Source organism: Paracoccus seriniphilus (assembly GCF_028553745.1).
Taxonomy (GTDB): domain Bacteria; phylum Pseudomonadota; class Alphaproteobacteria; order Rhodobacterales; family Rhodobacteraceae; genus Paracoccus; species Paracoccus seriniphilus.
Map to the genome: position 1 here is coordinate 25,289 of NZ_CP067132.1, position 19,679 is coordinate 44,967.

At 61.6% G+C, this 19,679-nt stretch carries 19 protein-coding genes; 17 read left to right on the forward strand and 2 right to left on the reverse strand.

From position 1 onward, the window contains the following. The 5 genes from JHW44_RS18570 to JHW44_RS18590 are packed head-to-tail and all read left to right on the forward strand — an operon-like array spanning position 1 to position 4,901. On the forward strand, positions 1 to 507 hold the full coding sequence (locus JHW44_RS18570) for a TRAP transporter small permease (RefSeq protein ID WP_089344001.1): 507 nt from the start codon (positions 1 to 3) through the stop codon (positions 505 to 507). A 9-nt stretch (positions 508 to 516) separates the two neighbouring features. After that, the gene (locus JHW44_RS18575) at positions 517 to 1,848 is read left to right on the forward strand and encodes a TRAP transporter large permease (RefSeq protein ID WP_089344002.1); all 1,332 of its coding nucleotides are present in this window, start codon (positions 517 to 519) and stop codon (positions 1,846 to 1,848) included. 10 nt (positions 1,849 to 1,858) lie between these two features. Then, complete coding sequence (gene hisD / locus JHW44_RS18580; protein WP_089344003.1) at positions 1,859 to 3,175, forward strand: histidinol dehydrogenase; 1,317 nt, start codon at positions 1,859 to 1,861, stop codon at positions 3,173 to 3,175. Then, positions 3,172 to 3,909 (forward strand): SDR family NAD(P)-dependent oxidoreductase, encoded by a 738-nt coding sequence (locus JHW44_RS18585; protein WP_089344004.1) that lies wholly within the window; start codon positions 3,172 to 3,174, stop codon positions 3,907 to 3,909. Before hisD ends, JHW44_RS18585 begins: the two co-directional genes overlap by 4 nt. After that, a complete protein-coding gene (locus JHW44_RS18590) occupies positions 3,906 to 4,901 on the forward strand; it encodes an alcohol dehydrogenase catalytic domain-containing protein (RefSeq protein ID WP_089344005.1) in 996 nt (331 codons plus the stop codon). The genes JHW44_RS18585 and JHW44_RS18590 overlap by 4 nt, the downstream gene beginning before the upstream one ends. Here JHW44_RS18590 and JHW44_RS18595 read toward each other — a convergent pair. Beyond that, entirely contained in the window at positions 4,898 to 5,599 is a 702-nt protein-coding gene (locus JHW44_RS18595) for a GntR family transcriptional regulator (protein WP_089344006.1), read from the reverse strand. The genes JHW44_RS18590 and JHW44_RS18595 overlap by 4 nt on opposite strands. 146 nt (positions 5,600 to 5,745) lie before the next feature. Between JHW44_RS18595 and JHW44_RS18600 the strand changes: the two genes are divergently transcribed. From JHW44_RS18600 to JHW44_RS18630, 7 genes are all read left to right on the forward strand, one after another. Further along, positions 5,746 to 6,033 (forward strand): UxaA family hydrolase, encoded by a 288-nt coding sequence (locus tag JHW44_RS18600; protein ID WP_179217700.1) that lies wholly within the window; start codon positions 5,746 to 5,748, stop codon positions 6,031 to 6,033. A gap of 2 nt (positions 6,034 to 6,035) precedes the next feature. After that, the gene (locus JHW44_RS18605; RefSeq protein WP_089344008.1) at positions 6,036 to 7,217 is read left to right on the forward strand and encodes a UxaA family hydrolase; all 1,182 of its coding nucleotides are present in this window, start codon (positions 6,036 to 6,038) and stop codon (positions 7,215 to 7,217) included. Positions 7,218 to 7,319: 102 nt separating this feature from the next. Next, the gene (locus JHW44_RS18610; RefSeq protein WP_218822554.1) at positions 7,320 to 8,279 is read left to right on the forward strand and encodes a tripartite tricarboxylate transporter substrate binding protein; all 960 of its coding nucleotides are present in this window, start codon (positions 7,320 to 7,322) and stop codon (positions 8,277 to 8,279) included. A 77-nt stretch (positions 8,280 to 8,356) separates the two neighbouring features. Next, positions 8,357 to 10,330: a tripartite tricarboxylate transporter permease gene (locus JHW44_RS18615; RefSeq protein ID WP_089344010.1), complete on the forward strand. Its 1,974-nt coding sequence runs from the start codon at positions 8,357 to 8,359 to the stop codon at positions 10,328 to 10,330. Positions 10,331 to 10,350: 20 nt separating this feature from the next. Continuing rightward, entirely contained in the window at positions 10,351 to 11,283 is a 933-nt protein-coding gene (locus JHW44_RS18620; protein WP_089344011.1) for a hydroxyacid dehydrogenase, read from the forward strand. A gap of 2 nt (positions 11,284 to 11,285) precedes the next feature. Next, positions 11,286 to 12,317: an Ldh family oxidoreductase gene (locus JHW44_RS18625; protein WP_089344012.1), complete on the forward strand. Its 1,032-nt coding sequence runs from the start codon at positions 11,286 to 11,288 to the stop codon at positions 12,315 to 12,317. Position 12,318: 1 nt separating this feature from the next. Continuing rightward, the gene (locus tag JHW44_RS18630; RefSeq protein ID WP_089344013.1) at positions 12,319 to 13,377 is read left to right on the forward strand and encodes a YeiH family protein; all 1,059 of its coding nucleotides are present in this window, start codon (positions 12,319 to 12,321) and stop codon (positions 13,375 to 13,377) included. An 18-nt stretch (positions 13,378 to 13,395) separates the two neighbouring features. Here JHW44_RS18630 and JHW44_RS18635 read toward each other — a convergent pair whose 3' ends face one another. Then, positions 13,396 to 14,190 carry an IclR family transcriptional regulator gene (locus JHW44_RS18635; protein WP_179217685.1) on the reverse strand — a complete coding sequence of 265 codons (795 nt, stop codon included), beginning with the start codon at positions 14,188 to 14,190 and terminating at the stop codon, positions 13,396 to 13,398. Positions 14,191 to 14,354: 164 nt separating this feature from the next. On the opposite strand from JHW44_RS18635, the gene JHW44_RS18640 reads away from it, so the two are divergent. From JHW44_RS18640 to JHW44_RS18660, 5 genes are read left to right on the forward strand one after another with little or no spacing between them, the layout of a single operon-like run. Continuing rightward, complete coding sequence (locus tag JHW44_RS18640) at positions 14,355 to 15,335, forward strand: tripartite tricarboxylate transporter substrate binding protein (RefSeq protein WP_179217686.1); 981 nt, start codon at positions 14,355 to 14,357, stop codon at positions 15,333 to 15,335. A 42-nt stretch (positions 15,336 to 15,377) separates the two neighbouring features. Next, positions 15,378 to 15,851, forward strand: coding sequence for a tripartite tricarboxylate transporter TctB family protein (locus tag JHW44_RS18645; RefSeq protein ID WP_089344016.1), 474 nt, complete (start codon positions 15,378 to 15,380; stop codon positions 15,849 to 15,851). Beyond that, positions 15,851 to 17,347 carry a tripartite tricarboxylate transporter permease gene (locus JHW44_RS18650; protein WP_089344017.1) on the forward strand — a complete coding sequence of 499 codons (1,497 nt, stop codon included), beginning with the start codon at positions 15,851 to 15,853 and terminating at the stop codon, positions 17,345 to 17,347. The genes JHW44_RS18645 and JHW44_RS18650 overlap by 1 nt, the downstream gene beginning before the upstream one ends. Positions 17,348 to 17,379: 32 nt before the next feature. Beyond that, positions 17,380 to 18,165, forward strand: a complete 786-nt coding sequence (locus tag JHW44_RS18655) for an HpcH/HpaI aldolase family protein (RefSeq protein WP_089344018.1) — start codon at positions 17,380 to 17,382, stop codon at positions 18,163 to 18,165. 50 nt (positions 18,166 to 18,215) lie between these two features. After that, positions 18,216 to 19,667, forward strand: a complete 1,452-nt coding sequence (locus JHW44_RS18660; RefSeq protein ID WP_089344019.1) for an NAD-dependent succinate-semialdehyde dehydrogenase — start codon at positions 18,216 to 18,218, stop codon at positions 19,665 to 19,667. Positions 19,668 to 19,679: the final 12 nt, after the last annotated feature.

The window sequence follows — 19,679 nt, forward strand, 5'->3', positions numbered from 1 at the left end:
ATGTTTCAACTTCTCAACAAGAATATCGAGCGATGGGCGCTGCTGGCCTTTTACCTGATGCTGGTGGTGACCATGACCATCGAGGTGATCCGCCGGGAAGTCTTTGCCTATTCCTCTATCTGGGGTGAAGAGATCGTCCGTTATTGTTTTATCTATCTGTGCTGGATCGGAGCCGCCGCCGCTATTCGCGAACGCGCCCATATCCGCATCGATGTGATCCTGAACTATCTTTCGCCGCGCGGTAAGGCGCTGATCTATATCTTCGGAGATCTGGTCACCCTTGCGCTTGCACTTCTTGCGCTGTGGCTGGCGTTGGAGACAGTTCAGATTTCCTGGAAATTCGGATCGGTCAGCCATGGGCTGCGGGTTTCGATGGTGTGGTTCCTGATGGCCGTGCCAATCGGCTTTTCGCTGATGATTTTCCGTCTTCTGCAATCCCTCAGCCGTGATCTGCGCGATCTGCGCGCAGGCCGTCCGGTCTATGAGGGTGAACGCCTGTTCGAGTGAGGTCCCAAGATGCTTTGGCAACAAATGGAACAGGGTGCGGTTGCGCTGGACTGGACCTTTTATCTTCCCGTCGCCGTATTTCTGATCATGGTCGCATTGGCCGTTCCGGTCTGGGTCGCAATCGGCTCGGCTTCGGTTCTGCTGCTGGTCACCTCGAATGTCCTGCCGCTGTCGCTGGTGGGCGAGGGGTTGTTTTCGGGGATCGACCATTTTGCCCTGACCGCCATTCCGCTGTTCATCCTGACGGGCGACGTGCTGGTCAGAACAGGCCTCAGCCGCAAGTTCCTTGATGTGGCCGAGGCGCTGACCAATTGGACGCGCGGCGGTTTCGGTTCGGCCACGGTGCTGGTCTGCGGGATGTTCTCGGCGATCTCGGGATCGGATGCGGCGGGCGCAGCGGCTGTCGGGCGCATGACGATCGACCGTCTGGTCGAAAGCGGATATCCCCGGCCCTATGCCTGTGCGCTTGTGGCGGCAGGCGCCTGCACCGGTATCCTGATACCGCCGTCGATTGCTTATATCGTTATCGGACTGGTTCTGGGCATTTCCGCCTCGACCCTGTTCCAGGCGGCGCTGATTCCCGGTGTCATCATCCTCACCTCGATCCTTCTGACGAATACCATCATCAACCGCCGCCACGCCTATGAAAGCGGCAATGCGCTGAGCCTTGGTGAATGGCTGGCCAATCTGGGCGCGACACTGGCGCGGGGCTGGTATGCCTTTATCGTGCCAGGCGTGATCTTCTGGGGCATTTTCAGTGGCAGGCTGACCCCGACCGAGGCCGGTGCGACCGCCGTCACCATCACGATCATCATGGGCTTCATTCTGGGCACGCTGCGCCTGTCGGACTTTCCGTCGATGATGGTCAGCTCGGCCAAGGTGAACGGTGTCATCGTTCCGATTGTCGCCATGTCGCTGCCGCTGTCGCAAGCGCTGTCGGCCATGGGTGTGCCGCAAGGCTTCGTCTACACGATGACCTCGCTCAGCAGCGAGCCATGGATCCTGATCCTGACCATGATCGTCATCCTGATCCTGGCGGGCTGCGTGATGGAAACCACCCCGAATATCGTCATCCTCGCGCCGCTGCTGAAGCCCCTGGCCGATGATATCGGCATGAATGAAATCCAGTTCTGCGTGATGATGATCACCGCGCTGGGGGTGGGGTTCATCACCCCGCCACTGGGGCTGAACCTGTTTGTCGTCAGCGGCCTGACAGGTGAATCCATCCTGCGGATCTCGTCTCGTGCCGTTCCCTTTGTCCTGTTCATGCTGATGGTCGTGCTGCTGATTGCCTTCTTGCCCGCAGTTTCGACGCTGATGCTTCCCGCAAACCTGAAGTGAGAGGGTAATCATGTCCGTAACATATCTGAAAAAGGCCGACCGCGTCTCGACATCGGATGCAGGCGAAACCCGCGATATCGTGCAGAACATTCTGACCGACATTGAAAACGGCGGCGAAGCGGCTGCGCGCAAATATGCCGCCAGGTTCGACCGCTATGACGGCAATATCGTTCTGACCCGTGATGAGATCGACGCAGCTTCGGCCAAGCTGAGTCAGCAGCTCAAGGATGATATTCGATTTGCCCATGACAATGTGCGCCGGTTTGCCGAAGCACAGAAGGAAACCATCCGCGATTTCCAGACCGAGATTCAGCCCGGGCTGATCCTGGGCCAGAAGGCAATTCCCTGCAATGCGGCGGGCTGCTATGCACCCGGTGGACGCTACAGTCACGTTGCCTCGGCATTGATGACGGTGACGACGGCCAAGGTCGCCGGATGTGGCAATATCTCGGTCTGCTCGCCCCCGCGTCCGGGCGCGGGTCTGAACCCGGCCATCGTCTATACGGCCGATCTTTGCGGCGCTGACCAGATTCTGGCCCTTGGCGGGGTTCAGGGGATCGCCGCGATGGCCTTTGGGCTGTTCGGTCAGCCGAAGGCCGATATCCTGGTCGGGCCGGGCAACCAGTTTGTGGCCGAAGCCAAGCGCATGCTGTTCGGTCGCGTCGGGATCGACATGTTCGCGGGCCCGACCGACAGCCTGATCCTGGCCGATTCAACGGCCGACCCCGAGATTGTCGCCGCGGATCTGGTTGGTCAGGCCGAGCATGGCTACAATTCGCCCGTCTGGCTGGTCACCGATGACCGTGCGCTGGCAGAAAAGGTCATGGCACGCGTGCCCGAGCTGATCGCCGCGCTGCCGGAACTGAATGCCAAGAACGCTGCCGATGCATGGCGCGATTATGCCGAGGTCATCCTGTGCGACACGCGCGAGGAAATGGCCGCGACATCGGACAGCTATGCGCCCGAGCATCTGACCGTTCAGGCGCAGGATCTGGATTGGTGGCTGAACCGTCTGTCCTGCTATGGCAGCCTGTTCCTGGGCGAAGAGACCACCGTTGCCTTTGGGGACAAGGCTTCGGGCACCAACCACGTTCTGCCGACCTCGGGCGCGGCACGTTATACGGGCGGGCTGTCGGTGCACAAATACATGAAACTGGTGACATGGCAGCGTGCCACCCGCGAAGGGGCAAAACCCATCGCCGAAGCCACGGCCCGCATCTCGCGTCTGGAAGGAATGGAGGGTCATGCCCGCACCGCCGATATCCGGCTGGCCAAGTATTTCCCCGAGGAAAGTTTTGATCTGGCCCCGCAAGAGGTTTCGGCATGACGCCTGACTTCAGTGTCAAGGGCCGTATTGCCTGCGTTACCGGCGCCAGTTCGGGGCTGGGGCGCGCCATTGCCCAGGCCCTGGTCGAAGGTGGCGCCAAGGTCGTCTCGGTCGCACGGCGCAGCGCGGACTGGTGCGATGGCACCAGTTCGGCGGCAATCTCGGCAGATCTTTCTGATCTGAAAGGGGTTTCCGACATTGCCGCCGCGGTTGCCGATATCTTCGGCCCGCCGGATATCCTGGTCAATGCCGCGGGGATCAACACCCGCCAGCCCGCCGATGAGGTCACGATGGACGGCTGGTTGACCACCATGGATCTGAACCTGTCCGTGCCGTTCTTTCTGGCGCAGGCAATGGTTCCGGCCATGCGCGAAAAGGGCTGGGGGCGGATCATCAATTTTGCCTCGCTGCAAAGCCAACGCGCTTTTCATGGCGGCATCGCCTATGGCGCGTCCAAGGGCGGTATCGTGCAACTGACCCGCGCCATGGCCGAGGCCTGGTCGCGCGATGGCATCATGGCAAACGCGCTTGCGCCGGGCTTTTTCCCGACCGAGTTGACGGGACCGGTCTTTGGCGATGCCGAGTTGGCGGCGAAAAATGCCGCGCAGACCTGTATTGGGCGCAACGGAGACCTGCAGGACATTCTTGGTCCGGCGCTGTTCCTGTGTTCGCCTGCCTCGGATTATGTCACCGGCCAATGTCTCTATGTCGACGGGGGGTTCACGGCGAAATGAAGGCACTTGTCTATACCGGGGTCAGGGAGTTGCAATTCCTTGATGTGCCCGACCCGCAACCGGGCCCCGAGGATGCGCTGATCCGGGTCGAGGCCAGCGGCATCTGTGGCTCGGACATGCATGCCTGGGCGGGGCACGACGAACGTCGTCCTGCGCCGCTGGTCCTTGGGCATGAGGCGGCGGGAACCGTTGTCGAAGGCCCGCTTTCCGGTCAGCGTGTTACGGTCAATCCCTTGGTGACATGCGGCACCTGCAAGGCCTGCCTGTCAGGGCGGGACAATCTCTGCGCCACGCGCCAGATCATCTCGATGCCCCCGCGCGAAGGCGCTTTTGCGCAATATCTGGCAATTCCGGCCCGCAATCTGGTCGTGGTGCCAGAGCATGTATCCTTCGCGGTCGCCTCATTGGCCGAGCCCTTGGCTTGCGGCTGGCACGCGGTTCGGCTTGGCCAAAGGGCGCTGGATATGCCCTTGTCATCGGCGCGTTGCCTTGTCATCGGTGGCGGTGCCATCGGTCTGGGGGCCGCGCTGGTTCTGCGCGCCATGGGGGCCGGTGATATCTGGCTGGCCGAAACCTCAATTGATCGTCGCGAAATCGCGGCGGCACAGGGCAATATCGCGACATTCGACCCACGCAGCGGGACCGGGCCGCGGGATGTGGATCTGGTGATCGACGGGGTCGGCTTTGGCGCGACCCGCGCGGCTGGCAGCGCCGCGCTGCGGCCGGGTGGGGTGTTCATGCATATCGGACTGGGCGATGCCCGAGAGGGGCTGGATATCCGCCGCACCACCTTGCAGGAACTGAGCTTCATCGGAACCTATACCTATACGGCACAGGATTTTCGCGACACGGCCAGCGCCATGTTCGAAGGTCGGCTTGGGTCACTGGACTGGGCGGAAACCGCGCCGCTGTCGGCCGGGGCCGATGCCTTCGGTCGCATCGCGTCCGGTCAGGTGCCCGCGCCCAAGATCACGCTGCTGCCGAACGGTTAGTCCAGCGTGACCTTGTAGTTCAGCTGGTCCGTCCGATAGATGCTGCGGCGCCTTTCGATCGGACGGCCCAGAATATCATAGGCAAGGCGCTCGACCCGCAGCAGGGGGGCGCCTTCTTCCACCTTCAGGGCGCGGGCCTCATCCGGACCTGCCGCGATGGCCTTGATGCTTTCGTCCGCGCGCAGCACGATGCAGCCGTAATTCTGCTGATACAGGATGTACAACGCGCTTGGCAGCGGCGCGCGCCGTTCAATCCCGGCAAAGAGCGGGGCGGGCAGAACGGCTGTCTCGATGGTGCTGGCAGCGCCCTTGAGGCTGCGGATGCGTCTGATTTCATAGACGGATTCCGGTTTTTCGAACAGCGTTTTCCGTTCCGTGTCACTCGCGGGGCGCTGGATGATCTTTTCTTCGATCAATTCGGGCCGGATGATGGTGCCGTCATCCTCGCGCAGCCGGAAAAAGTTGAAAAGCGAACTTTCCGGCGTCCGCGCGGTGACGAAGGTGCCCCGGCCCTGTTCGCGGCGTACGATGCCATGTTGCTCCAGCATCATCAGCGCCTTGCGCGCGGTGCCCTGGGATACGCCGATTTCGGCCGCCAGCTGGGTCTCGCTGGGAAGCATTCCGCCGGCCAGCAATTCGCCCGCACCGATTCGCGCGACGATCGTGTCGATGACTTTTTGATAAAGCGGCTGTCCCATTTTCGGCGTCATTCCCTGAATTTTCCCTTGGCTATCACGGCAAAAGCCGGGCTGGCAATACATGTATAAATAGTCTTGTATAAGAGTTGGTGTATATGTTAACACTGCTGCGAGGAATTCACGCCATCACTGAAAGGGAGGATCCTTTGAGCATTCCGCAACTTCTGGTCCACGATCACGAGGATAACGTCGGCGTTGTCGTCGTCGAAAACCTCGCCGCGGGCACCGACATGCTGTGCGTTGTCACCGCTGATAACTCTGACTTTCGTCTGACCGCCAAGGCGGACATTCCGATCGGACACAAGGTCGCGCTCAAGCCGCTGAAGGCGGGCGATACGGTCATCAAATATGGCGAGGATATCGGCAAGATGGTCGGCGACGCCGAAGTGGGCGACCACGTCCACACCCACAACTGCAAAACGAAACGGTGGTAAGCATGGCTCTGGATTTCAGCAACACGACCGTCAAAGCCTGGCGCCGCGAAAATGGTCGCGTCGGCGTGCGCAACCATGTCGTCATCCTGCCGGTTGACGATATCTCGAACGCAGCCTGCGAAGCGGTCGCAAACAACGTCAAGGGCACGCTGGCCATCCCGCATGCCTATGGTCGCCTGCAATTCGGCGAAGACCTCGACCTGCATTTCCGCACGATCATCGGCACCGGCGCGAACCCCAATGTCGCCGCCGTGATCGTCATCGGGATCGAGCCGGAATGGACCAAGGTCATCGTCGACGGCATCGCCAAGACCGGCAAGCCCGTGACCGGCTTCTCGATCGAGCAGAAGGGTGATTTCGAAACCATCCGCCAGGCCAGCTGGCAAGCCAAGGAATATGTCCATTGGGCGACCGAGCTGCAAAAGGAAGACTGCCCGATTTCCGATCTCTGGGTGTCCACCAAATGCGGTGAAAGCGACACGACCACCGGCCTGTCATCCTGCCCGACCGTCGGCAACATGTATGACAAGCTGCTGCCCCACGGTCTGTATGGTTGTTTTGGCGAGACCTCGGAAATCACCGGCGCCGAGCATATCTGCGAAAAACGCGCCGCCACTCCCGAGGCCGCAGCCAAGTTCAAGAAGATCTGGCAGGCCTACCAGGACGACGTGATCGAGGCCTTCAAGACCGACGACCTGTCCGACAGCCAGCCGACCAAGGGCAATATCCTTGGCGGCCTGACGACGATCGAGGAAAAAGCCCTGGGCAACCTTGAAAAGATCGGCAAGACCTCGACCTATATCGATGCGATGGGTCCGGCTGAAACGCCGTCCAAAGGTCCCGGCCTCTACTTCATGGACAGTTCTTCGGCTGCGGCGGAATGCGTGACGCTGATGGCGGCGGGTGGCTATGTCATCCACACCTTCCCGACGGGGCAAGGCAATGTCGTCGGCAACCCGATCGTGCCGGTCATCAAGATTTCCGGAAACCCGCGTACCCTGCGCACCATGTCGGAACACATCGATGTGGATGTCACCGGAGTTCTGACCCGCGAACAGACCATCGATCAGGCCGGCGACGCGCTGATCGACATGATCATCCGCACCGCCAATGGTCGCGCGACCGCTGCCGAAGCATTGGGTCATCGCGAATTCTCGATGACCAAACTGTATCGCAGCGCCTGATCGCGCCGCGCCGCCGGACCTTTGAGGAGGGGGCCGGCGGTTGAAAAGAACGCGACCGGGGCCCGTTCTCCGGTCGCACAATCATAAAGGGGAGGAATGGACATGTTTGGAACAACGAAATTTCGGCACCTTGTCGGCGCGGCCGCAGCGGCGCTGGCGGTATCGGCCTCGGCGGCATTCGCCTATCCCGACGGGCCGGTCAACTACATCATTCCCTTCAACGCTGGCGGCGAAAGCGATGTCACCGCGCGTTATCAGCAGCCCTATTTCAAGGAGCTCACGGGGCAGGATCTGATCGTTCAATATCTGCCCGGCGCGGGTGGAGCACAGGCCTGGTCAGGTCTGAACGGCTATAATGGCGATGGCATGACCATCATGGGCACCAATCTGCCTCATATCATTCTGCAGCCGATGTTGCAGGATCCCGGTTATCAGACCGATGACATCACCAATGTCTACATGTTCCATTTCACGCCTGACGCCTTGCTGGTGCGCAATGAAAGCCCCTATCAAACTGTGCAGGACGTGATTGATGCCGCCAAGGAGAACCCCGGTTCGATCATTGCCGGGGGGACGGGTACGAATTCGGCCAATCACGTCGCCAATCAGCTGTTCATGAACGAGACCGGCGTCGAGACCACCTATATTCCCTATAGTGGAACCGGGGCCACCGAATCCGGCCTGCTGGGCGGAGAGGTGGATGTGCTTTGGGGCTATACCACCGTTGCGGCGCGACAGGCGGATTCGGTGCGCATGCTGGCCGTCGCCACCGAAGAGCGTCACCCGTTGTTTCCCGATGTGCCGACTTTCAAGGAACTGGGCATCAACATGGTCGGCGGCGCCTATCGCGGCATCGCCGTGCCGTCCTCGACCCCCGAGGATATCCGGCAGCAATTGTCCGACCTGATCGGCAAGATCAACGAGAATCCCGAATTCCGCGCGCGGATGGAAGCGGATGGATATGCGCTGATCGATGTGCCTTATCAGGAGATGGACGACTTCATGGCGGAGCGGAAAGCCGCATATGAAAAGGTGGCCGAACAGCTGAACTCCCATAACTGAACGCAATTCGGTCTGCGGCGGGCCGGGGTCCGCCGCATCTGCACGCGACCTCTCCAATCAGTTCCGGGACGAATATCATGGCCGATCCGCTCAGCATCTTTCTGACCGCCTTCAGCCCGATGAATGTCGGGCTTGCTTTCCTTGGAGTTCTGGCCGGCACGGTCATCGGCGCCTTGCCGGGGCTGTCCGCGACCATGGCCATTGCCGTTTTGGTGCCGTTTACTTTCGTGATGGACCCGGCTTCGGGGCTGATCATGCTGGGCGCGATCTATACCGGCGCGATCTATGGCGGGGCCTTTGCCGCAATTCTTGTGAACACGCCGGGCACGCCATCCGCCATTGCCACGACCTTTGACGGCTTTCCCATGGCCAAGCGCGGAGATGGCGATCTGGCCGTGACACTGGCCACCATTGCCAGCGTGGTTGGCGGATTGGTCGGTGCCCTGCTGCTGATGACCCTGTCGCCGAAACTGGCGACTCTGGCGCTTGCCTTTCAGTCAACCGAGTATTTCTGGCTGGCCATTCTGGGGCTGACTTTGATCGCGACCCTGTCGCAAGGCAATGTCGTCAAGGGGATGATCGGAGGCATGTTCGGTCTGTTCCTGTCGATGATCGGGGTTGCCGTCATCGGCGGGGATGTCCGTTTCACCGGGGGGTTCCCCTCGATGCTGGGCGGGATCGATATCGTCGCGGCGCTGATCGGGCTGTATTGCATTCCCGTGCTGATCAATATGGTCGCTTCGCCGGGCCAGCATCTGGAACCCGCGCCGGCGCGCGGCTTTCGTCTTTTCGAGGCTTTGGGCATTGCCCTGCGGGACTGGGTGAACCTGCTGCGCTCATCCCTGATCGGGACGTTGGTCGGCATCCTGCCGGGCGCCGGTGGCTCGATTGCCTCGCTGATTTCCTATGCCGAGGCCCGGCGTGCCTCATCGCGGGCAGAACATTTCGGCAAGGGCGAACCGGCAGGGCTTTTGTCTACCGAGAGCGCCAATAACGCCACCGTCGGCGGCGGTTTCATTCCGACGCTGGTGCTGGGCATTCCCGGGACGCCGCCCGATGCGGTGATCATGGGCGCGCTGATGGTGCAGGGTATCCGCACCGGTCCGGCGCTGTTCCAGTCGGGCGATGGCACGGTCTATATCTTCATGCTGGGGCTGTTGATCGCGACGCTGCTGATGTTGCCGACCGGTCTGGTGGTGGGGCGCTATGCGTTCCGTTTCATCGCCAATGTGCCCAAGGCGATGCTGGTGCCGCTAATTGCCTATATGACCATCGTTGGCAGTTTTGCGATCCATTCCAACCCGCATGACGTGCTGGTGATGGTGGTGATGGGCCTTGTTGGCTGGGTGGCGGCGCGTGGCGGTTATGGCGCCTCGCCCATCGTTCTGGGCCTGGTTCTGGGCCAGATCGCCGAGCAGGGCTTCATGCGGGCCTGGATGATCGGTGGTGCTCGCGGTGACTTCATGGGGCAGTTGCTGCTGAACCGGCCGATCAGCTGGGGCATCGTTGCCCTGATCGCCGTGACGCTGTGCCTGCCGTTGCTGCGGCGCAAGCGGATGGCCGAGGTCACGGCAACAGCGGTCCAGACGCAAGCCGGCGCGCGCGCGGATATGCCCGGGCTGACCGGCGCCGTGGTCTTTCTGTTCCTGGGCCTGTGGATTCTGCTGCAGGCCCGCACGCTCAGCACCATGGCCGCGGCTTTCCCGTTGGCGGTAGGCGGGGCGATGATCCTGCTGTCTGCCTTGCAGATCCTCCGCTCGTGGCGCGGTGGCGGTGTCGTCGGGCTGGAGGCCGGTGATGACGATGCCACCGGTCGGGGGCTGGTCCTGGCGCTGACCATGTTGGGCTGGGCGCTGATCTTTCCCCATCTCGGCATGTTCACCACCTCTTTGATCGCCTGTGCGATCCTGACCGTCACCGGCCTGTTCGAGCGGCCTGGCTTTGCCCGAATGATGACCTATGGGACCGGCGTTCTGGTGATGGTCAGCGCCTTCTATCTGCTGATGGTGCGCGTGCTCAACATCCCGATGCCGATCGGGATTCTTCCCTGATATCAAGTGAAAGGAACCTCATGTCACGCGTTGTGATCTCGGAATTCATGGACGAGACCGCCGTCGAGCGGCTGTCAGGGGCTGCGCCGACTCTCTACCAGCCCGATCTGGTGGACCGGCGCGAAGACCTCATTGCGGCCCTTGGCGGCGCCGAAGTGCTGGTGGTGCGCAACCGCACGCGGGTTGATGCGGCCCTGCTGGATGCGGGCAAGGGATTGCAGGCCGTCGGGCGTCTGGGCGTGGGGCTGGACAATATCGATCTGGATGCCTGCAAGGCACGGGGTATTCAGGTCTGGCCAGCGACTGGGGCCAATGATCTGGCTGTCGCCGAATATGTCCTCACCTCGGTGCTGATGCTGTTGCGTGGTGCCTATCTGGCCTCGGCATCGGTGGCGGCGGGCGATTGGCCGCGCCAGCAGCTGATCGGACGGGAAATGTCGGGCCGGGTCATGGGCTTGCTGGGCTATGGGGCAATTGCGCGGCAGGTTGCGACAAGGGTCAAGGCCATGGGCATGTCGGTGATCGCGCATGATCCGCATCTGCCGCAATCCGACCCGGCGTGGAGCGGAATCGGGCGTGTCTCGCTTGAGGAGCTGCTGGCGCAGTCCGACGCTCTGAGCCTGCATGTTCCGCTGACTCCGCAGACACGACACATTATCGACGCCAAGGCCCTGACGCGCATGAAGCCCGGTGCGGTTCTGGTGAATGCGGCGCGGGGCGGTGTTGTGGATGAGGCCGCGCTGGCTGCAGCCCTGGGTGAAGGCCGCCTTGCCGGCGCGGCGCTGGATGTCTTCGAGGTCGAACCTCTGGATGCCGCCCATGGCGCGAACTTCGCAGGGATCTCCAACATCATCCTGACCCCGCATATCGCCGGCGTCACCGAGGAATCGAATATCCGCGTCAGCAATATGATTGCCGACAAGGTTCTGGACCATCTGAAGGAAAGGGTCTGATCATGCCCCGTATCAGTCTGACACAAGCGCATGATCTGGCGGTCGCGGCCCTGATGCGCTGCAATACCTCGCAGCCCAATGCCGAAGCCGTTGCCCGCGCCCTGATTGCCGCCGAAGCGGTCGGTCAGGCCGGGCATGGCTTGCGCCGGATGCCCTCTTATGCTGCGCAGTCCCAAAGCGGCAAGGTCGACGGCCATGCCGTCCCAACCCAGACAGTGGGCCGTCCCGGCGTGTTGAGGGTCGATGCCCAAAACGGCTTTGCCTATCCGGCGATGGATCTGGCTGTGGATTGGCTGACTGCAAATGCACCGAAACAGGGCATTGCCGTCGCCGGAATTACCCATTCCCATCATTGCGGCGTGGCCGGTGTGACGGTCGAACGTCTGGCCGATGCCGGACTGGTGGCGATGATGTTTGCCAATGCGCCGGCAGCCATGGCGCCATGGGGTGGGCGGCGCGCATTGTTCGGCACCGACCCGATCGCCTTCGCCGCACCGCGCGCGGATGGTCAGCCCGCCATCGTGGTGGATGTGTCCCTGTCCAAGGTCGCGCGTGGCAAGATCATGGCCGCCGATCAGCGTGGCGATGACATTCCCGAGGGCTGGGCGCTGGACGGCGAAGGTCGCGCGACAACCGACCCGAAAGCCGCGCTGGCGGGCACCATGATCCCGATGGGCGATGCCAAGGGCACCGCACTGGCATTGATGGTCGAACTGCTGGCCGCCGGACTGGTCGGTGCGAATTTCGGACATGAGGCATCGTCCTTCTTCACGGGCGAAGGTCCCGCGCCCGGCGTCGGGCAGCTGTTGCTTGCAATTGATCCGCGCGCATTTGCCTTTGGGGATGAGCCGGCGCCCGCGCTGAGCCGTTTCGAGGATCTGGCCGGTGCGGTAGAAACCCAACCGGGCGCAAGGTTGCCGGGAGCGCGGCGCGTCTGGCTGAGGAAGCAGGCCATGCAGGACGGGATCGAGGTCGAAGACTCGCTGCTGGGCCAGATCGAGGCCCTTGGCACCGCTACCGCTGCACAGGTCTGACATGAGCGCACAACAACAGGTTTCCGGTGTCGGCGGTCTTGCCGCTCGGCTGGGTCTGCCAAGCGCGCGTGATCTGCGTCGCTATTTTCCGGGCATGGCCGTTTCTGTTCTGGTCGCGATGACCGCACAGTTCCTGTCGGAGCACTATGGTGCTCCGGCCATGCTGATGGCGCTGTTGCTGGGGTTGGCACTGAACTTTCTGGCCGAAGAGGGCACCCGCACCCTGCCGGGGGTCGAATATTCGGCCAAGACGATTCTGCGTCTTGGGGTTGCGCTGCTGGGCGCGCGGATCTCGGCCCAGATGCTGGCCGATCTGGGTGCACCAATGATTGCACTGGTCATCGCTGGCGTGGTCTTTACCATCGTGTTTGCCTTGCTGGCCGCGCGACTGTTCGGGCGGGGCTGGCGGTTGGCGCTGTTGACCGGCGGCTCGGTCGCGATCTGCGGGGCCTCGGCGGCCATGGCGATTGCTGCGGTGCTTCCCAAGACTGACAAGTCTGAACGAAATCTTGCCTTTACCGTCCTGTCGGTGACGCTGCTGTCCACGATTGCAATGGTGGTCTATCCCTTGCTGGCGGGGTTCTTCGGGTTCTCGTCCCTGGAATCGGGCGTCTTCCTGGGCGGGACGATCCATGACGTGGCACAGGTGGTTGGCGCCGGCTTCTCGGTCGGTCCCGAGGTGGGAGAGACGGCCACCCTGGTCAAGCTGATCCGCGTGTCGATGCTGGCGCCGGTGGTATTGATCTTCTCGTTGTCGATCCGGGCCAGAGGTCTTGAAGATCAGGTCAGCGACGGCAAGCGTCCGCCCTTGCTGCCAAGCTTCGTGCTGGGCTTTCTGCTGCTGGCAGTGCTGAACTCGATCGGGCTGATCCCCGCGTCGGTTGCGCATCTGGCCGAGACGCTCAGCAAATGGGCCTTGCTGATCGCCATTGCGGCAGTGGGCATCAAGACGTCGCTTGTAAAGATGCTGGAGGTCGGCGGCACGGCGATTGCCCTGATCGTGATGGAAACCGTCATGCTGGGGGCATTCATCGTCGCGGGGGTGCATCTGATCAACTGATGCCGGGTCAGGGCACCGCTAACTGGTGGTGCCCTCGCCAGCCATGATGCCGCCCAGTTTCAACGTGATGCGCCGGGCCGCATCCTGCAGGGCGGGCAGCCATTGGGTCAATGTCGCATAGGGCACGCGAAATACCGGCGCGGATATGCTTACCGCGGCCATGATCTTGCCGTTGGCGGCATAGATCGGGGCGGCAATACAATGAATTTCCGGCTGATGTTCGCAGCGGTCGATGGCATAGCCCTGTTGCCTGATTTCCTGCAACTCGGCCTGCAGGGACGGCAGATCGCAGATGGTCGTATCGGTGCTGCGGGTCAGGGGCAGGCGAGGCAGCAATGCGGTCAGCGTGTCCTCTTCGGTGAAGGCGAGGATGGTCTTGCCCAGACCCGTGCAATGCAACGGCGCGCGGTTGCCCAGTTGCGAAATCATCTGCAATGTCTGCTGACTCTGGATCCGGTCGACATAGACCAGCTGCGTGTCGTCGCGCTGTCCGACCAGAACATTCTCCTGCACCTGCTTGCTGAGATCCTCGATCTCGGGCCGAACGGCGTCGCGGATTTCCAGCCCGTGAACGGCCTTCAGTGACAGGCCGGACAGTCGCAATCCCAGTCGATAGCCGCTGTCCTCGGGACGAAATTCCAGCAATCTTTCCTGGGTCAATGCTGCAAGCGTGCGATGCAACGAGCTTTTGGGCAGCTTCAGCTCTTTCATCAGCGTCGAAAATGACGGCGGCGTGCGGTGGCGAGAAACCTCTTCCAGAACAAGGATCGCCCGGCTGAGGGGGGTGCTGCTGTCGGCGGCGCGCTTGGGCATGTCTGCTTCCTTCCGTGAACGGAATGACCGGGTTGACTCGATTATCCCCCCTCGATAGCGTGTCATTTAAAGGAACTCAAGTTCCGTTTAAAGGAACTCCGACAGCGTGCAGGAGGAGCATCGCGATCGTGGTTCGCATTCAGCCTGTTTCTGGGGAGGAACATATGACCAATAAATTCTCGCTGATCGCACGGGCCGCTACTGCGGCTTGCGCTCTGGCCCTGACCGTCACGGGCGCCACTGCGGGTGATTATCCCGACCGGCCGATCAGCATGACCGTGCCATGGGCAGCAGGAGGCGGAACCGATGTGGTCGCGCGTATCGTGGCTGCCGGTCTGGAAGAGCAACTGGGCGCGCCGGTGAACGTCGTGAACCGGACAGGCGGGGGCGGCGTGGTCGGTCATGCCGCCATCGCAGATGCCAAGCCGGACGGATATACCGTCGGCTTCATTACTGCCGAAATCAACATGATGCATCATCTTGGAATGACGGATCTGGATCATCGTTCCTACAAGCTGATCGCCATGATCAATGGCGAACCGGCTGGCATCCACGTCCGCGCCGATTCCGAATATGAAACCATGCAGGATCTGCTGGACACCATCGCATCCGGATCAAAGCGGATGACGTCTTCGGGCACGGCCGCAGGCGGGGTTTATCATCTGGCATTGGGCGGCATGCTGCTGGAGGCTGGTCTGGGCACGGACGCGGTGATCTGGGTGCCAAGCCAGGGCGCCGCGCCCGCGCTGCAGGAACTGGTGGCCGATGCGACAGATTTCGTCATGGCTCAGCTGCCTGAAGCGCAATCCATCGTCGATGCCGGACAGGCGCGGACCCTTGCAGTCATGTCTGCCGAGCGTCTGGACGGTTTTGAGGATGTCCCGACCCTGAAAGAGGCGACCGGGCTTGATGTCACCATGTCGGGCATGCGGGCGCTGGCTGTTCCCGCCGATACGCCGGACGAGATTGTTGCGACATTGTCCGAGGCGGCTGCCGCGCTGGTGGAAAGCGACAGTTTCCGGGAACGCATGGCTCAGGGCGGCTATGGCATCCATTATCTGAACGGAGAGGATCTGACCGCCCTGCTGGACAGACGCGATGAACAGATGGGCGAGATCATTCAGGCGCTTGGCCTGGCAAGATGACCGGGACCAATGTGACGGCTTCGGGATCGCAAGCGAGGCATCATGAAACTTTCTGACATGTTGCTCGGGCTGATTTTCGCTGCCTTCGGACTGTGGATGTTCATTGCCTCTGCCGGATTCCCGGCGGCCCCGGGCATGGCCTTTGGATCGGGGTTGTTTCCCCGCATCCTGGCCGTCGGCTTCATGGTCTGCGGTGCCTTTCTGGCCGGGCAGCAGATGCTGTCTTCAGACCCGGATCACTGGTTCACGCGCCCCATATGGGCACAAAGCCTGACGGGTTGTCTGCGCTTCGGGCTCGTTCCTCTGGGGATACTGTTTTACATATTGGTCGCGCCGCATATGGGGATGATCCCGACCTCGGTGCTGATCCTTGCGGTCTTCTTTGCGCTGCTGAACGTGCGGATGCGTGTCGGGCTGCCGGTCGCCCTGCTGGCCCCGATCGGCGTCTATCTCCTGTTTTCCAAATTCCTGCTGGTGCCGCTGCCACGCGGTCTGCTTGAAGGGATGCCATTCTGATGACAACTGACATCCTGCTTGCCGCCATGTCGTTGGTCTTTGCACCGAAGGTTCTGGCGATCATCCTGGCGGCCTCGGTTTTCGGGTTGTTCGTGGGCGCCATTCCGGGGCTGACCGCAACCATGGCGGCGGCCTTGATGGTGCCGCTGACTTTCTTCATGGATCCGGTTCCGGCGGTCTCTGCCATCGTGGCGGCCACGGCAATGGCGATCTTCGCGGGCGATATTCCCGGCGCCATGCTGCGCATACCCGGCACCCCAGCCTCGGCGGCCTATGTCGAGGATTCCTATGCGATGACGCAAAGGGGACAGCTGCGGACGGTGCTTGGCCTCAATTTGATATGTTCCGCATTGGGGGGGGTGTTTGGCAGCATCATCCTGATGGTGGCCGCGCCGGCATTGGCCAGGATAGCCATGCGCTTCAGTTCGGACGAATATTTCTGGCTGGCCTTGCTGGGGTTGAGCTGCGCGGTCTTCATCGCCGCCAGCAATCCGGTCAAGGGCGTGCTGTCACTGCTGGTCGGGCTGTCCATTGCCATGATCGGCTTTGATCCCTCGGCGGGCTATCCGCGGTTTTCCTTTGGCATCACCGAACTGACGGGCGGTGTCGATTTCGTGCCCGCCATGATCGGCATGTTCGCCATACCCGAGGTAATCCGCAATCTGGTGAACATCCATCAGGTCCAGCCAGTGCAGAAAAGGGTCAGCCATGTGTTTTCCGGCCTGGGCGAACGTCTGAAACAGCGCTGGTGGAACATTTTGCGCAGCTCGGCCCTGGGAACCCTGATCGGGGCCTTGCCGGGGGCGGGCGCCGATATCGCCGCCTGGGTCTGCTATGCGGTCAGCAAGAAATTCTCGCGCGAGCCTGAAAAATATGGCACCGGCCATGACGAAGGGATCATCGACGCCACGGCCTCGAACAATGCGGCGGTCAGCGGATCATGGGTGCCTGCGCTGGTCTTCGGCATTCCCGGCGGTGCGGTGACCGCCATTGCCGTGGGCATCATGTATATGAAGGGTCTCAATCCCGGCCCCCGGATCTTTGCCGAAAGCCCGGAAATCATCTATGCGGTGCTGATTGCATTCCTGATTGCCAATCTGATCATGGTCCCTCTTGGCTATGTGGCAATCCGGATGGCCGGGCTGATCATCGGCGTTCCGCGCGCCGTGCTGATGCCGATCATCATGATCTTCTGCATGGTGGGCGCCTTTGCCATCACCAACAGTAGCTTTGCCATCGTGATCGTCCTGATCATGGGCCTGCTGGCCTATGGGATGGAGGAGAACGGAATCCCGCTGGCTCCGGCCATCCTCGGCCTTGTGCTGGGCCCGCTGGTCGAGCGGAACTTCGTGATGTCCATGACGAAATCGGGTGGAGACCTGCTCAGCCTGTTCGACCGTCCGATTGCCGCCGTTCTCGGGATCACGACCCTGACCATATGGCTGCTGCCGATCGTGATGGCCTCGTTACGACGCTATCGCGGGCAACAGGCCTGACCCCGGACCCTTAATCTTCAGAAAGAGACATCATGAAAATTCTTCCGAACCGGTTCAAGGCCGCCCTGTCCCAGAGAACACCTGTCATCGGGTCATGGATCATGACCGGCAGCGCCAATGCCGCCGAAGCGATGTCCTGGTCGGGGCTGGATTTCATTGTCGTCGACATGGAGCATACCGATGCTTCCATAGGGGATGTGGTCGCGGTGATGCGCGCGATTGCGGAATCGGGCACCGAAGTGGTGGTTCGGCCACCCAGTTCCGACCCGATCCTGATCCGGCGTTTGCTGGATGCGGGCGCGCGGACCTTGATGGTGCCCTTCGTCGAAACGGTGGAACAGGCCGAAAGCATTGTCTCGGCCTGTCGCTATCCGCCCAAGGGCAATCGCGGCTTTGCCCTGATGCATCGTGGCAGCCGCTATGCGCAGACCGAGGACTATGTGAGCGCGGTCGAGGACAATATCTGCATCATCGCCCAGATCGAAACGCAGCAGGGAATCGACAATACCGACGGGATTGCGGGCGTCGACGGTATCGACGCGCTGTTCTACGGGCCGGGCGATCTGTCCTGTGTGGTCGATCAACTGGGCGACACTTCGGGTGACAAGGTGCGCAGCCTGATCCGGCATGAGGCCGACCGTTGCCGCGACCTGGGCATCGCATCGGGGACATTGGTGCCCGATCTGGATTCGATCGATTGGGCGCGGGATGTCGGCTTTGATTTCATCAGTGTGTCCAACGACTATGGAATGATCATGCGCATGTCCAAGGAGATCGTTGCCCGCATGCAGCGTCCGCTTGCGCCCGCCGCAGATTGAGGCCCCGGCCGGATCGACCTTCCATTCACTGCCAAGCGAAAGCATTACTGATGAAGCTGAATGACCCGACCTTGTTTTGTGCCGATGCCCTTGTGGGCGGAAACTGGATAGCGGCTGACGGTCCCGATGGAATCGCGGTCACCAATCCCGCCGATGGCAGCGTGATTGCCACGGTGCCATCGTTGTCCGAAGCGGACATTCAGGGTGCGATTGCCGCCGCGAAGGCCGTGCGCGCCGATTGGGCCGCGCGTCCCGCCAGGCAGCGCGCGGCATTGCTGCGCCGTTGGCACGATCTGATCGTGGAAAACGCCGATGATCTGGCGCAGATCCTGACTGTTGAACAAGGCAAGCCACTGGCCGAGGCCAAGGGCGAGATCCTGTCAAATGCCGCCTATCTGGAGTGGTTCGCAGAAGAGGGCAAACGCATCTATGGCGAGGTCGTTCCTTCGCCCGCGCCGGATCGTCGCGTGATCGTGCTGAAACAGCCCATCGGCATATGCGCCGCCATCACGCCCTGGAATTTCCCCAACGGAATGATCACCCGCAAGGCCGGACCCGCGCTGGCCGCGGGCTGTCCGATCATCGTGAAACCGGCCTCGCAAACACCGCTGTCGGCGCTTTCTCTGGCGGTTCTGGCTGAACGCGCGGGGCTGCCTGCCGGGGTCTTTCAGGTCGTGACGGGCAAGGCCAGCATGATCGGGCATGTGTTCTGCAAAAGCCCGGACATTGCCAAGATCAGCTTTACCGGCTCGACAGAGGTCGGGCGCTGGCTGATCCGCGAAAGTGCCGATGACATCAAGAAACTTTCGCTTGAACTGGGCGGAAATGCGCCCTTCCTTGTGTTCGAGGATGCCGATCTGGACGCTGCCGTCGAAGGCGCGATGATCGCCAAGTTCCGCAATTCGGGTCAGACCTGCGTTTGCGCAAATCGCATCTATGTCCATGAAAACATCGTCGAGGCTTTTGCGAAACGTCTGGCCAAGGCCGCCTCGGAACTGAAACTGGGCAGCGGCACCCAGCCATGCGTCGAACAGGGGCCGCTGATCGACATGGCCGCCGTTGACAAGATCGAGGCCCATATCGCCGATGCATTGGATCGGGGTGCGCGCCTGCTGACGGGGGGACAGCGCCATGCACTTGGCGGCAGCTGGTTTGAACCGACGGTCATGGTCGATGTCAGCTCCGATGCGCTGGTCGCGCGCGAGGAAACCTTTGCGCCGCTGGCCCCCATCATCAGTTTCTCGACCGAGGCCGAGGCCATTGCGCTGGCCAATGACAGTGAATTCGGTCTGGCGGCCTATTTCTACAGTCGTGATCTGGCACGGGTCTTTCGCGTGGCCGAGGCGCTGGAAACCGGCATTGTCGGCATCAACACCGGCATGATCGCGAATGAGGCCGCGCCCTTTGGTGGCATCAAGCAATCGGGACTGGGCCGCGAAGGATCGCGCCACGGCATCGAGGATTATGTCGAGATGAAATATCTTTGCATCGCCGGGCTGTAAGGATCGCTGTCA